The sequence below is a fragment of the Rhizobium favelukesii genome (genome assembly GCF_000577275.2).
In the GTDB taxonomy this organism is placed as follows: Bacteria; Pseudomonadota; Alphaproteobacteria; order Rhizobiales; family Rhizobiaceae; genus Rhizobium; species Rhizobium favelukesii.
This window is the reverse complement of sequence record NZ_HG916852.1, coordinates 303,104-315,416: the sequence shown is the minus strand read 5'-3', so window position 1 is coordinate 315,416 and position 12,313 is coordinate 303,104. Positions and strand designations below refer to the sequence as shown.

General features: G+C 59.9%; 13 protein-coding genes and 1 pseudogene. 6 read left to right on the top strand and 8 right to left on the bottom strand.

The window, feature by feature from the left end:
- Nucleotides 1-18: 18 nt before the first annotated feature.
- Nucleotides 19-504 (top strand): annotated as a pseudogene (locus LPU83_RS39820) (YciE/YciF ferroxidase family protein); the annotation flags it as partial.
- Between the two features lie 44 nt (nt 505-548).
- Here LPU83_RS39820 and LPU83_RS39815 read toward each other — a convergent pair.
- Nucleotides 549-1,439 carry a LysR family transcriptional regulator gene (locus LPU83_RS39815; RefSeq protein ID WP_024313493.1) on the bottom strand — a complete coding sequence of 297 codons (891 nt, stop codon included), beginning with the start codon at nt 1,437-1,439 and terminating at the stop codon, nt 549-551.
- Between the two features lie 128 nt (nt 1,440-1,567).
- Between LPU83_RS39815 and LPU83_RS39810 the strand changes: the two genes are divergently transcribed.
- Both LPU83_RS39810 and LPU83_RS39805 read left to right on the top strand, forming a co-directional pair.
- Nucleotides 1,568-2,563 carry an aldo/keto reductase gene (locus LPU83_RS39810; RefSeq protein WP_024313492.1) on the top strand — a complete coding sequence of 332 codons (996 nt, stop codon included), beginning with the start codon at nt 1,568-1,570 and terminating at the stop codon, nt 2,561-2,563.
- Between the two features lie 100 nt (nt 2,564-2,663).
- Nucleotides 2,664-3,023, top strand: coding sequence for a nuclear transport factor 2 family protein (locus tag LPU83_RS39805; RefSeq protein WP_024313491.1), 360 nt, complete (start codon nt 2,664-2,666; stop codon nt 3,021-3,023).
- 51 nt (nt 3,024-3,074) lie between these two features.
- Here LPU83_RS39805 and pheT read toward each other — a convergent pair whose 3' ends face one another.
- The 5 genes from pheT to infC all read right to left on the bottom strand — a co-directional run bounded on the left by pheT (nt 3,075) and on the right by infC (nt 8,529).
- On the bottom strand, nt 3,075-5,498 hold the full coding sequence (gene pheT / locus LPU83_RS39800) for a phenylalanine--tRNA ligase subunit beta (RefSeq protein ID WP_024313490.1): 2,424 nt from the start codon (nt 5,496-5,498) through the stop codon (nt 3,075-3,077).
- Nucleotides 5,499-5,513: 15 nt separating this feature from the next.
- Entirely contained in the window at nt 5,514-6,596 is a 1,083-nt protein-coding gene (pheS, locus tag LPU83_RS39795; protein ID WP_024313489.1) for a phenylalanine--tRNA ligase subunit alpha, read from the bottom strand.
- 320 nt (nt 6,597-6,916) lie between these two features.
- Complete coding sequence (rplT, locus tag LPU83_RS39790) at nt 6,917-7,321, bottom strand: 50S ribosomal protein L20 (RefSeq protein WP_007798644.1); 405 nt, start codon at nt 7,319-7,321, stop codon at nt 6,917-6,919.
- Nucleotides 7,322-7,360: 39 nt separating this feature from the next.
- Nucleotides 7,361-7,564: a 50S ribosomal protein L35 gene (rpmI, locus tag LPU83_RS39785; protein WP_004108077.1), complete on the bottom strand. Its 204-nt coding sequence runs from the start codon at nt 7,562-7,564 to the stop codon at nt 7,361-7,363.
- Between the two features lie 428 nt (nt 7,565-7,992).
- Nucleotides 7,993-8,529: a translation initiation factor IF-3 gene (gene infC / locus LPU83_RS39780; RefSeq protein WP_024313488.1), complete on the bottom strand. Its 537-nt coding sequence runs from the start codon at nt 8,527-8,529 to the stop codon at nt 7,993-7,995.
- 178 nt (nt 8,530-8,707) lie between these two features.
- Here infC and LPU83_RS39775 point away from each other — a divergent pair, with 178 nt between their 5' ends.
- Nucleotides 8,708-9,508 (top strand): alpha/beta hydrolase, encoded by an 801-nt coding sequence (locus LPU83_RS39775; RefSeq protein ID WP_024313487.1) that lies wholly within the window; start codon nt 8,708-8,710, stop codon nt 9,506-9,508.
- A 151-nt stretch (nt 9,509-9,659) separates the two neighbouring features.
- Nucleotides 9,660-10,259, top strand: coding sequence for a transglutaminase-like cysteine peptidase (locus tag LPU83_RS39770; protein WP_024313486.1), 600 nt, complete (start codon nt 9,660-9,662; stop codon nt 10,257-10,259).
- A 155-nt stretch (nt 10,260-10,414) separates the two neighbouring features.
- Here LPU83_RS39770 and mbfA read toward each other — a convergent pair whose 3' ends face one another.
- Entirely contained in the window at nt 10,415-11,398 is a 984-nt protein-coding gene (gene mbfA, locus LPU83_RS39765) for an iron exporter MbfA (RefSeq protein ID WP_024313485.1), read from the bottom strand.
- Between the two features lie 317 nt (nt 11,399-11,715).
- Here mbfA and LPU83_RS39760 point away from each other — a divergent pair, with 317 nt between their 5' ends.
- Nucleotides 11,716-12,084: a helix-turn-helix domain-containing protein gene (locus LPU83_RS39760; RefSeq protein ID WP_024313484.1), complete on the top strand. Its 369-nt coding sequence runs from the start codon at nt 11,716-11,718 to the stop codon at nt 12,082-12,084.
- Nucleotides 12,085-12,097: 13 nt separating this feature from the next.
- Here LPU83_RS39760 and LPU83_RS39755 read toward each other — a convergent pair whose 3' ends face one another.
- The gene (locus LPU83_RS39755; protein ID WP_024313483.1) at nt 12,098-12,307 is read right to left on the bottom strand and encodes a hypothetical protein; all 210 of its coding nucleotides are present in this window, start codon (nt 12,305-12,307) and stop codon (nt 12,098-12,100) included.
- Nucleotides 12,308-12,313: the final 6 nt, after the last annotated feature.

Here is a 12,313-nt window from a genome sequence, read left to right as displayed (position 1 = left end):
TGGTGATCGGCACCACCCGAAAAGACCCTCGACGATCTATTCTACGCTACCTTGAAAGATATCTACTTTGCCGAACGGCAGATTCTGCGCGCGTTGCCGAAAATGGCCCGTGCGGCCCAATCGAAGGAGCCGAAGGCCGGCTTCGAAAAGCATCGGGAGCAGACCGAGGGACATGTCGAGCGCCTGCAGGAGGTTTTCGAACTGGTCGGCAGGCGCGCTCAGGGCAAGACCTGCGAGGCTATCCAAGGCATCATTGCCGAAGGCGAAGAGATCATCGAAGAATTCAAAGGGTCGGCGGCTATCGATGCAGGTCTCATTTCCTCGGCGCAGGCGGTGGAGCAATACGACATCGCCCGCTACGGCACGCTGAAGACCTGGGCGCAGACGCTCGGCAAGAAGGATGTCGTCGCCCTGCTCGACAAGACGCTGCAGGAAGAAACGGCAACGAACAAGACGCTGTCGCAGCTTGCAACAACAGCCGCAAACCAGAAGGTCGCCGCCTGATTGTCGATCAGGTGGGAGTGAATGCCCGTGGCGTCACTCCCGCGTCAGCCAATATACCGGAAGAAGTCGATGAAGGCGCGCAGAGCGGGCCGCATCTGGCGTCGGCTGGGATAGTAGATGAACGGCCCGGGATAGGGTGAACACCAGTCTTCGAGCACGCGGACGAGCTTGCCGCTTGCCAGTTCGTTCTCGACACGCAGATCGAAGAGATAAGCGAGCCCGGCGCCGTTCAGTGCTGCCATCAACGCGAGCCTGTCCTCGGCGACGATCAACGGCCCGTCGACTGCAACGACGAGTTCCTGCCCATCCTTCTCGAACTCCCAGCGATAGATCGTGCCATTGGTGAAGCGCCGCTTGATGCAGCGATGATGGACGAGATCGGAAGGATGCAGAGGCTTGGGGTGTCGCCCGAAATACTCGGGAGAACCCGCAATCACCGTCGTCAGGCTGGGCGAGGCCCGCACTGCGATCATATCCGCCTCAAGGCTCTCCTCCAGCCGGATCCCGGCATCGAAACCTTCCCTGACAATATCGGTGAAGCCATCCTCATTGGCGATCTCCAGGGTGATGTCGGGATAGCGGTTCAGGAACTCGCCGAGCCGCGGCGCAAGAAGGATGTCCGAGGCAAAGCGCGGGGCGGTGATGCGGAGATTGCCGGCCGGTCTTCCGCCGGCCTCGGTGACGGCTTCCAGCGCGATCCCGATCTCGTCCAGCGCCGGCTTCAGGCGCTGCAGCAGAAGGCGTCCCTCCTCGGTCGGCGCCACGCTGCGTGTCGTTCGCGCCAGCAGCCGGACGCCGAGGCTTTCTTCAAGGCTTGAGATCGCATGGCTGACAGCAGAAGGCGCGATCTGCAATTCCTTGGCGGCTGCGCGAAAGCTTCGCCGTTCGGAAACGGCGGCAAGAACGGCGAGTTGGGCAAGCTGTGTCCGGTTCATTGATCCAACAGTTAGAACAGCCTGTTATATATTGCACGTATTTTTTGATGATTGATCGGGCGCTACGTTACTTCGGTACCGCCGGTATCGACCGCGGTTTGAACTTCGCTCGACAAGGGAGCCTTCGCATGAAAACCCGCAAACTCGGAAACGATCTGACCGTCTCTGCCGTCGGCCTCGGCTGCATGGGCATGAGCTTCGCCTATGGCGCAAGCGACGAGAACGAGGCGATCAAGACGCTGCACCGCGCCGTCGAACTCGGCATCACCTTCTTCGATACGGCCGAAGTGTACGGTCCCTATACCAATGAACAGCTTCTCGGCCGGGCGTTGAAGCCGGTGCGCGACCGCTTCGTCATCGCCACCAAGTTCGGCTTCAAGCTCGATTCGGAGAAATCGGGACCGGCCGCAATGACGGGTCTCGACAGCCGCCCGGAAAACGTGAAGCGGGTCGCCGAGGCTTCGCTGAAGCGCCTCGGCGTCGAGACGATCGACCTCTTCTACCAGCATCGGGTGGATCCTGATGTGCCGATCGAAGACACTGTGGGCGCCATGGCGGAGCTGGTGCGGGAAGGCAAGGTTCGCGCACTCGGTCTCTCGGAGGCCGGAAGCGCCACGATCCGTCGTGCGCATGCGGTCCACCCGATCGCGGCCCTGCAGAGCGAATATTCGCTTTGGTCCCGCGATCCCGAAGACGGCGTTCTCGACACCTGCCGCGAACTGGGCATCGGCTTCGTGCCCTATAGCCCGCTCGGCCGCGGCTTTCTGACAGGCTCGATAAAGAAGCCGGAGGATCTCGGCGTCGACGACTTCCGGCGTCAGCTGCCCCGCTTCCAGTCCGGCAATTTCGACGCGAACGCCGCCCTCGTGGCCAAACTCGAAACGCTCGCGGAGGAAAAGGGCGTGACGGCCGCGCAGCTTGCCCTCGCCTGGGTGCTGCACCAGGGAGACGACGTCGTGCCGATCCCCGGCGCCCGCAAGTTCCATCATCTCGAGCAGAACGCCGCGGCAGCGGACATCGCACTCAGCGCATCCGAACTGGCTGAGCTGAGCGACGCCATTCCGCTCGATCAGATCGCCGGCAAGCGCTACACGGAGGCATCACTCGCGATGACCAACCTCTAACCGAAAGGTTTGAAGCCTCAAACGCATGCCGCATCCTTCGGCGACCTTGCCGCAAGCAGTCCCTGCACTATGCTATGGACATGTTCTGGCGAGGTGATGCATGTCGGACCAGCAAGCAATCGAAGCAGTCGTTCATCTCTACGTCGAAGGCATGACCTTCGCCAACGAAGCCGCATTGCGGAAGGCCTTTCATCCGCAATGCGCCATCATCGGGCACTACGAAAACGCCGTCGAGTGGCTGAACCGGGAAGAATTCATTGCCGCAATCGTCGCCGAAGGCTCGGCACCACCCGGAACGCAGCCGCACATGGACATCCAGATGCTTGACGTCGTCGGCGATGCGGCGAGCGTGAAGGTCTGCGACAATTTCGCCGGAATGCTCTTTACCGACTATCTGTCGATGCTGAAGATCGAAGGCCGCTGGATGATCGTCAACAAGCTCTACTATCTGCACACATAGAAACGCCGGCGAGACGATCGCCGGCGTTTGATCTTACGAAGTGCGATGCGCTCAACCTCTGAGGACGCCGCCGGTGAACTTTGTCACGCTGGCGACGATCTTCTCGGTCAGCGCCTCGAAATCCTCGTCCGTCAGCGTGCGCTCGACCGGCTGGATCTGCACCTCAATTGCCACCGACTTCTTGCCGTCGCCGAGCGACGCACCTTCGAAGACGTCGAAGACATTGACTGATGTGACCAGCTTGCGGTCAGCACCGCTCGCAGCCTTGATGATCGCGCCAGCTTCCACCGCCTTGTCGACGACGAAGGCGAAGTCGCGCTTGACGGCCTGGAACGGCGAAAGCTCCAGCGCCGGCTTGGTGCGGGTCGCTTTCTTCTTCGGCTCGGGCATGGCGTCGACATAGACTTCGAAGCCGCACAGCGCGCCGGAAACATCGAGCGCCTCAAGCGTCGAGGGATGGAATTCGCCGAAATAGCCAAGCACGACCTTCGGACCCATCTTGATCGTGCCGGAGCGGCCGGGGTGGTACCATTCAGGCCCGCCCTGTTCGATCTGGATGTTGCCCATCGGCAGGCCGCAGGCTTCGATCACGGCGAGCGCATCGGCCTTTGCATCGAAGACATCGACCGGCTTGCCGCCGCCCTTGACATTGTTCGACCACATGCGGCCAGCGCCGGCCAGCGATGCGCTCCCGCGGCGGATGCCGCCAGCGACGCGGCGCTGGCCTTCCGGCCGGTCGTTCTCATAGGTACCGGACACTTCGAAGATGGCGACGTCGCCAAAGCCCTTGTCGGCATTGCGCTGGGCGGCGCTGAGCAGGCCCGGCAGCAGCGAGGGGCGCATGTCGGACATGTCTGACGCAATCGGGTTGGCAAGCTTGAGCGCCGGCGAGCCGCCGCCGAAGAGTTTCGCCTGATCTTCGGAAATGAAGGACCAGTTGACCGCTTCCAGCATGCCACGCGAGGCAAGTGCACGCTTGGCGATGCGGGTGCGGATCTGCAGCGCCGTCAGGATCTTGCCGTTGACGGCCGCATGGCTTTCCAGCGGCGCCGGCTTGATGTTATCGACGCCGTGAATGCGCATGACCTCTTCGACGAGATCGGCCTTGCCATCGACATCGGGACGCCAGGAGGGAACGGCGACCGAGACACGCTCGCCGGAGCCCGTAACCTTGAAGCCGAGACGCGTCAGGATCTCGGTGCTTTCCTCAGTGGAAACGTCGAGGCCCGTCAGCCGCTTCACCTCGGAGAAGGGGAAATCGACGATTTTCGGCTCGTAGCCCTTGTAGCCGACGACCTCTGCCCTGGCGGCAGTGCCGCCGCAGAATTCGAGGACCAGTTCGGTGGTGCGCTCGAGGCCCGGAACCATGTATTCCGGATCGACGCCGCGCTCGAAGCGATAGCGGGCATCGGTGATGATGCCGAGGCCACGGCCAGACTTGGCGATGTTCATCGGATCCCAGAGCGCGGATTCGAGCAGCACATCGGTGGTGTTTTCATCGCAGCCGGAATGCTCGCCGCCCATGATGCCGCCGATCGACTCGATACCCTCTTCGTCTGATATGACGACGTTGTTGGCATTGAGCGTGTATTCCCGCTGATCGAGGGCGAGGACGGTCTCGCCTTCTTTGGCGCGGCGCACGGTCAGGTTACCCGTGACCTTGGCGGCGTCGAAGACGTGCATCGGCCGGCCCTGATCGAAGGTCATGTAGTTGGTGATGTCGACAAGCGCATTGATCGGGCGAAGGCCGATGGCGAGCAGCCGCTGCTGCACCCATTTCGGGCTCGGGCCGTTCTTGACGCCGCGCACCAGACGCAGCGCAAAGCCCGGGCAGAGCTTGGCGTCGTCGAGATCGAGCGTCAGCTTGACCGGTGTTTCGCCGTCGACGGCGAAGGATGCCACGGAACGCGTCTTTAGCGTACCGAGGCCGGAGGCTGCCAGATCGCGGGCGATGCCGTAGATCGAGGTACAATCCGGACGGTTCGGCGTCAGATTGATCTCGATCACCGGATCATCGAGATGGGCATAAGCCGCATAGCTTTGCCCAACCGGCGCATCTTCCGGCAGGTCGATAATCCCTTCGTGATTATCGGAGATCATCAGTTCCTTCTCGGAGCACATCATGCCGTGGCTCTCGACGCCGCGGATGTTGCCGACGGCAAGCATCGCCTCGATGCCTGGAACATAGGTGCCGGGTGCCGCGAAGGCGCCGATCAGGCCGGCGCGCGCATTCGGCGCACCGCAGACCACCTGGACGGGAGCACCGTTGCCTGTGTCGACCGACAGGACCTTCAAGCGATCGGCCTGCGGATGCCTTTCCGCCGACAGCACCTTGGCGATGACGAAGGGCTTGAACGCCGCCTTGTCGTCGACGTCCTCGACCTCGAGCCCGATCTGGGTCAGGCGGGTGCAGATTTCATCGAGGGTGGCATCCGTTTCCAGATGATCCTTCAGCCAGGAAAGTGTGAACTTCATAATCTCTATCCTCCCTTACGCGCTCAGACCACCGAACAGCGTCGGCATGTCGAGCGGGCGGAAGCCGTAATGGGTCATCCAGCGGACGTCGGCGTTGAAGAAGTCGCGCAGGTCGGGCATGCCGTACTTCAGCATGGCGATGCGGTCGAGACCCATGCCCCAGGCAAAGCCCTGATACTCGTCTGGATCGAGGCCACCGGCGCGCAGCACGTTCGGGTGCACCATGCCGCAGCCGAGGATTTCCATCCAGTCGGTGCCTTCGCCAAACTTGACGATCGGGCCGGAGCGGTCGCACTGGATGTCGACCTCGAAGGACGGTTCAGTGAAGGGGAAGAAGGACGGGCGGAAACGCATCGTCACGCTGTCGACCTCGAAGAAGGTCTTGCAGAATTCTTCCAACACCCAACGGATATTGGCAACGTCGGCCTTCTTGTCGACGACCAGGCCTTCGACCTGATGGAACATCGGCGAGTGGGTGGCATCGCTGTCCTGGCGGTAGGTCTTGCCCGGGATGATGATGCGGATCGGCGGCTTCTGCGCTTCCATGGTGCGCACTTGCACCGGCGAGGTGTGTGTGCGCAACACCTTGCGCTCACCGTTCTCATCAGGATTGAAGAAGAAGGTGTCGTGCATCTCGCGGGCCGGATGGCCTTCGGGGAAGTTCAGTGCCGTGAAGTTATAGTAATCGGTCTCGATATCGGGGCCCTCGGCGATCGAGAAGCCCATGTCGCCGAAGATCGCGGTGATCTCGTCGACGATCTGGCTGATCGGATGGATGCGGCCACGCTCGGCCGGCGACGAGCGGACGGGCAGACTGACGTCGACAGTTTCTGCCTTCAGGCGTGCATCGATCGCTGCCTTCTTGAGCTCCGCCTTGCGGGCCGTGATCGCATCCATCACGGCGTTCTTCAGCGCGTTGATGGCGGCGCCGCGCGTCTGGCGCTCTTGCGGCGTCATCGAACCAAGCGTCTTCAGGAGCTCGGAGACCGAACCCTTCTTGCCGAGCGCGCCGACACGCACGGCTTCGATCGCCGGCTCGTCGGCAGCGGCTGCCACATCAGACAGAAGTTGCTTTTCCAGGGTTTCGAGTTCGGTCATCTTTTCCTGCCTCACGGGGCGTCAGTCTTGTCGATAATTCACGAAAACATGCATCGGATAGCTGGATTGCCACGATGAAGCGTCGCAGATCACTACCCATGTGCACGCGGCCAATCAACCGGGCACACCATAAAAAGCGGCCGAGAAAGCCTGTGTGTTTGCCCAGTTCGACCGTGGCCTCGAACGGCACATCACCAACCGGACCCTGCTGGGCCTCTGCCGAACCTTCCCGAAGCCTTTCGGTAGAAACAAAAGAACCCGCGCAAGCCTTGCCAGCGCGGGTTCAAAATCATCGAAACAAAAGTTCGAATGGCGCCGGCTTAGTTGACGGCTGCTTCAAACTCGTTCTTCGTACCAGCGTCCTTCAGGTACTCGAGCGCCTTCTTGGAGGCAGCAACGAGTGCACCGAATGCTTCCGGCTCATGGATAGCCATGTCGGAGAGAACCTTGCGGTCGACTTCGATGCCAGCCTTGTTCAGGCCGTCGATGAAACGGCCGTAGGTCAGGCCGAATTCGCGGACAGCAGCGTTGATGCGCTGGATCCAGAGGGCGCGGAAGTTGCGCTTGTTGATCTTGCGGTCGCGATAAGCGTACTGCTTCGAACGATCGACGGCAGCCTTCGCGGCGCGGATGGTGTTCTTGCGGCGGCCATAAAAGCCCTTGGCGGCCTTCAGAACCTTCTTGTGCTTGGCGTGGGCGGTAACGCCTCTTTTTACACGTGCCATTTCATGATCTCCTTAATCTAAAGCGTTCGCGGAATAGTCTCAGAGACCGTTCGGCAGGTAGTTCTTCACGACCTTGCGGCCATCCGGTTCTGCGAGAACCATGGTGCCACGTGCATCGCGGATGAACTTGTTGGTACGCTTGATCATGCCATGGCGCTTGCCAGCAGCTGCAGCCTTGACCTTTCCGGTCGCGGTGATCTTGAACCGCTTCTTGGCGGAGGACTTCGTCTTCATCTTGGGCATTTTGCTACTCCGTTTCTGTACCCCCGGCTGCTTCACCAAAGAAGCCTTCTCGCGATGCCCGATACCGGCCGTCGCAACAAGGTGCGGGAGCGTTGTTGTTGATCTGCGGCTCCGGTGACGAACCGTTCCGCAAGCATTCGAAACTGCCACGGCATGCCCTGCCGGTCAGTTCGGACGCGCGCTTATAACCGCAGCGTCATAAAAGTGCAACGGGGCAGCCGATGAATCTTCTAGGCCATTGCCGGCGGGCGGGCGGGCATGGCGGAGAGCGTCAGTTTCACCTCAAGCCCACCCAGCCGCGAGGTAGCCAGATCGAGCCGGCCGCCATGAGCCTGCCGTTGAGCACATCCTGTCAGATTGGGTAAGCACCAACCCAAAATACAAAAGCCGCCCTCACGGACGGCTTTGATACGAGAGTGGCGTGCGCTTCACTTCGGCGCAAGCACCATCATCATCTGGCGGCCTTCGAGCTTGGGCTCGGCTTCGACCTTTGCGAACTCGGTCGTATCGGCCTTCACTTGCTGCAGCAGCTTCATGCCGAGTTCCTGGTGCGCCATTTCACGGCCGCGGAACTTCAGTGTCACTTTGACTTTGTCGCCTTCCTCAAAGAAGCGGCCCATCGCCTTCATCTTCACCTCATAGTCATGGGTGTCGATGTTCGGGCGCATCTTGATTTCTTTGACTTCGACGATCTTCTGCTTCTTGCGCGCCTCAGCCGCCTTCTTCTGGTTTGCGTATTTCAGCTTGCCCAGATCGAGGATCTTGCACACAGGCGGTTCAGCATTGGGGGAAATTTCCACCAGGTCGAGTCCGGCTTCTTCTGCCATTCTCAGGGCCTGGTCTGTGGCCACGACGCCTAAATTCTGTCCTTCAGCATCGATCAGCTGAACTTTGGGAATGCGAATTTCCCTGTTCGAGCGCGGCCCTTCCTTAACGGGCGCGTCGTTTTTAAAAGGTCTGCGAATGGTCGTATTCTCCTCGCGTTGTTTCGGATCGCTGCAGCCTGGCACCTCCAATAACGGACGTACAAACGTAGTTTCGCCATCGCTGCAACGGAGTCAGTAACATCCTTTAGCGGAAAAATCATCTGCTGTCAGCCTGTCAAGAATCTGTTTTATAGGCCAAAACAACTGGAGTTCCGCGATGTCTGAGGCAAATCTCACTCATGACCAAGAATATCTGACCGTCGGACAGGGCGAAGCTGCGCGCGAGATCGCATATATCGCGCGAAGCCAATCTGGCCAAGCAGGTGGCCCAACCCTCGTCTGGCTATCCGGATACCGCTCCGACATGAGCGGCAGCAAGGCGGTCGAATTGGACAAGTTCGCAGCGGAAAATGGCCTCGCATGCCTGCGCCTCGACTATTCCGGTCATGGTCTATCCGGCGGCAAATTTACCGACGGGACGATCTCGCGCTGGCTGGAGGAAGCGCTTGCCGTGATCCTCCATAAAGCACCCGAACGCATTCTCATCGTCGGATCGTCGATGGGCGGATGGATTGCCTTGCGGCTCGCCCAGGAGCTCGCCAAGCGGCAGGACGGGCCGAAGGTGGACGGTATGGTACTGATTGCGCCGGCTCCCGACTTTACCTCCGATCTGATCGAACCGAACCTCACGAAGAAAGAGAAAGCCTCGCTGGTCGAGCACGGATACTTCGAAGAGCAATCGGCCTACAGCCCGGAGCCGAACATCTATACGCGGGCGCTCATGGAGGACGGGCGCGATAACAGCGTGCTCAAGGGCATCATCGAGACCCACTGCCCGGTGCATATCCTGCAAGGCATGAAGGATCCCGACGTTCCCTATCAGCACGCCATGAAGCTCGTGGAACATCTTCCCGCCGACGACGTCGTGCTGACCTTGGTGCGTGATGGCGATCACCGGCTGTCGCGACCCCAGGACATCGCGCGCATGTTTGCTGCGGTCAAAGGGCTGATCCGCTAAGCCAAACGATACCAGCTGTGCCAAATCCTAACGGATTTTAACCATGTTGGTGGGTAGCAGCCCCCTCCCCAGAAGTAACGATTGACTCTCCGAGCCTCCGTCCGTTAACTTTTTGTTAACAATACATGGGCGATGCAAGGGAAGAGCGGGCGTGCGGATCAAGGGTTTCGTCGTGGCCATGATGGCCGTGTTTGCTATGTCGACAGCCGCGACGCCGGCTTCCACCAACAACCTTTCGATGGTCACTGGCGCTGCCACTTCCCAACCGATCGGCCATTACGACTTCTGCCAGACCCATCGCAATGAATGCGGCCCGAACCGCAATGTCTCGCCGGCCGAGATGTCGGATGCGAAATGGGGAATGGTGCGCTCGGTCAACTCCATGGTCAACCACAGCATCACGCCGATGACCGACAAGGAAATCTACGGCAGGGATGAGGTCTGGGCCTATCCGACGACCGCCGGCGATTGCGAGGATTTCGCCTTGTTGAAGCGTCGCATCCTTATCCAGCGCGGAGTTTCGCCGGCTAATCTTCTTCTCACGGTGGTCCGCAAGCCAGACGGCGAGGGCCATGCTGTGCTGACGCTGCGCACCAGCAACGGCGACTTCGTGCTCGACAACCTGGCATCCAACGTCAAGCCGTGGTTCGACACCCCCTATTCCTTTATCAAGCGCCAGTCGAGCAACAATGCCGGCCGCTGGGTCACTATCGAAAATGGCCGCGACGTTCTCGTCGGTGCTCTGAAGTAGACGATATCGGATTGAGGAATAAAGGCTGGCGAGATGCCGGCCTTTACTCGTTGGGAACTTCGCAGCACCATATCCCGGGCTTCGCTAAGGCTCAGGCGCTAGGTGTAGCAATCGATTCACTGGATCGAATTGCTCCGGCTGCGTCGGACCTCGCCTCACCCATTGCCGATCAGAATGCCGGCACCGAGAACAAGGCTGCCGCCAACGACCACCTGCAGTGCGGCGCGCAGGAATGGCGTTTCCATGTACCTGTTCTGGATGAAGGCAATCGCCCAGAGCTCGAAGATCGCAATGACCACGGCCATCGTCGTTGCGGTCCAGAAATTCGGTATCAGGTAGGGCAGTGTATGACCGAGACCGCCAAGCGCGGTCATGACACCGCAGGCGATACCGCGTTTGATCGGGGAACCGCGGCCTGAAATCTTACCGTCGTCGTGCGCCGCTTCCGTGAAGCCCATCGAGATGCCGGCGCCCACGGATGCCGACATGCCGACAAGAAAGGTCTGCCAGGTGTCGTGAGTGGCAAAGGCGGCTGCGAAGATCGGGGCCAACGTCGACACCGAGCCGTCCATCAGGCCGGCAAGGCCGGGCTGCACATAGGTGAGCACCAGTTGGCGGCGAGCGGCGTGATCTTCCTCCGCCTTGACCTGCGCAGGCGTGTGCTTGTCGCCCAGCATGCGGGTAATGTCCTCGTGGCCCTGCTCCGCCAATGCGAGGTCACCGAGCAACTGTCGGGTCTGCGCATCCGTGACGCGCCGGGCCGCTTCGACATAGAAGCGATAGGCCTGCCGCTCCATCGCTTCGGCTTCGCTCCGGATCTTTTCCAGCGGAAGGCTGCGCCGCAGCCAGTCGGGCTTGCGTTCATAAAACCCTTGCACATGCTCTCGACGAATGAGCGTGATGCGCTCGCCGAACCGCTGGCGATAGATTGCAATCAGGGACTTGCGATGCGTGTCTTCGACCTCGGCCATCTCGTCGAAGACTTTCGCAGACGCGGGATAGTTGCTGCGCAACATGTCGGCGTAGGCGAGATAGATGCGCGCATCCTCCTCCTCGGACCCAATCGCGAGTGCGAGTATTTCCTGTTCGGACAAAGAATCGAACGAACGCTTGGATAACCTCAAAAGCTTGCGCAGCATGACAACCTCGATTTTAGAACCGTTCTAAAATAAGAGTCGCCGACGCTTCGGTCAAGTTTGCCAGGGCATGGAAGCGAGAGAGAATCAGTGGACGGTCACGACAAGTAAAATGACCTGCCATTCGCACGCGCTTGCCGCCCTTAACTGGCATCGGAAATAGCGTGCACGTTACAGTCTATGCCTACGCCGAAAGTGTATGGCTGCAGGCTCAAAAACCACAGCAAAAGCAGGATGAAGTTTGCAACTATCAGGTTGCGATATTACAAAAGGCGGGCATAGTACTAGCGCATTTGATTGTATTATAAGGGAACACAGCAGTGCCAGATCCGGTAGATATTATTGTCGGCAGAAATGTACGGACACTCAGGGCCAAACGACGCATATCGCAGCTGGAACTGGGAGAGGCGCTGGGGCTGACTTTTCAACAGATTCAGAAATACGAGAAAGGCACCAATCGCGTATCTGCAAGCAAACTTCACCAGATCGCGGTCTTTCTCGGCGTGGATATTTCGGAGTTGTTCGAGGGGGCCAACCCGACTGACGGATTAGCGCGACCGGGGCTGAGTCCCGAAGCCTATGAGCTCGCCCTCCACTACGACAAGCTTCGCTCCACGGCGGGCAAGGAGGCCGTAAAAACCATCCTGTCGATCATGACCGGTGACAGCTACGCCGAGGCTTTGGGCTGAGTTCTGCAGTCAGTCAGTGCAGTTCGCACTCGTGAAGCGCGACAAGCAGATCGTCCTGTGTCTGATGGCCGGCATGATAGAGATCGATCGCGATGCTGGCGATGGAAAGTCCCTGCTGGCTGCGCAGCTTGATGTTGCGCTCGGCACACCAAGCATAGAGCGCGCCGGCAAGAACATCGACATCGTCAGACTGGAAAGACAAAGAAGTGGCTGCTGCCGTCATGGAAGT

Coding starts and splice junctions, on each gene's coding strand:
- LPU83_RS39815 (WP_024313493.1), bottom strand. CDS start 1,439: ATGAACCGGACACAGCTTGCCCAACTCGCCGTTCTTGCCGCCGTTTCC.
- LPU83_RS39810 (WP_024313492.1), top strand. CDS start 1,568: ATGAAAACCCGCAAACTCGGAAACGATCTGACCGTCTCTGCCGTCGGC.
- LPU83_RS39805 (WP_024313491.1), top strand. CDS start 2,664: ATGTCGGACCAGCAAGCAATCGAAGCAGTCGTTCATCTCTACGTCGAA.
- pheT (WP_024313490.1), bottom strand. CDS start 5,498: ATGAAGTTCACACTTTCCTGGCTGAAGGATCATCTGGAAACGGATGCC.
- pheS (WP_024313489.1), bottom strand. CDS start 6,596: ATGACCGAACTCGAAACCCTGGAAAAGCAACTTCTGTCTGATGTGGCA.
- rplT (WP_007798644.1), bottom strand. CDS start 7,321: ATGGCACGTGTAAAAAGAGGCGTTACCGCCCACGCCAAGCACAAGAAG.
- rpmI (WP_004108077.1), bottom strand. CDS start 7,564: ATGCCCAAGATGAAGACGAAGTCCTCCGCCAAGAAGCGGTTCAAGATC.
- LPU83_RS39775 (WP_024313487.1), top strand. CDS start 8,708: ATGTCTGAGGCAAATCTCACTCATGACCAAGAATATCTGACCGTCGGA.
- mbfA (WP_024313485.1), bottom strand. CDS start 11,398: ATGCTGCGCAAGCTTTTGAGGTTATCCAAGCGTTCGTTCGATTCTTTG.
- LPU83_RS39755 (WP_024313483.1), bottom strand. CDS start 12,307: ATGACGGCAGCAGCCACTTCTTTGTCTTTCCAGTCTGACGATGTCGAT.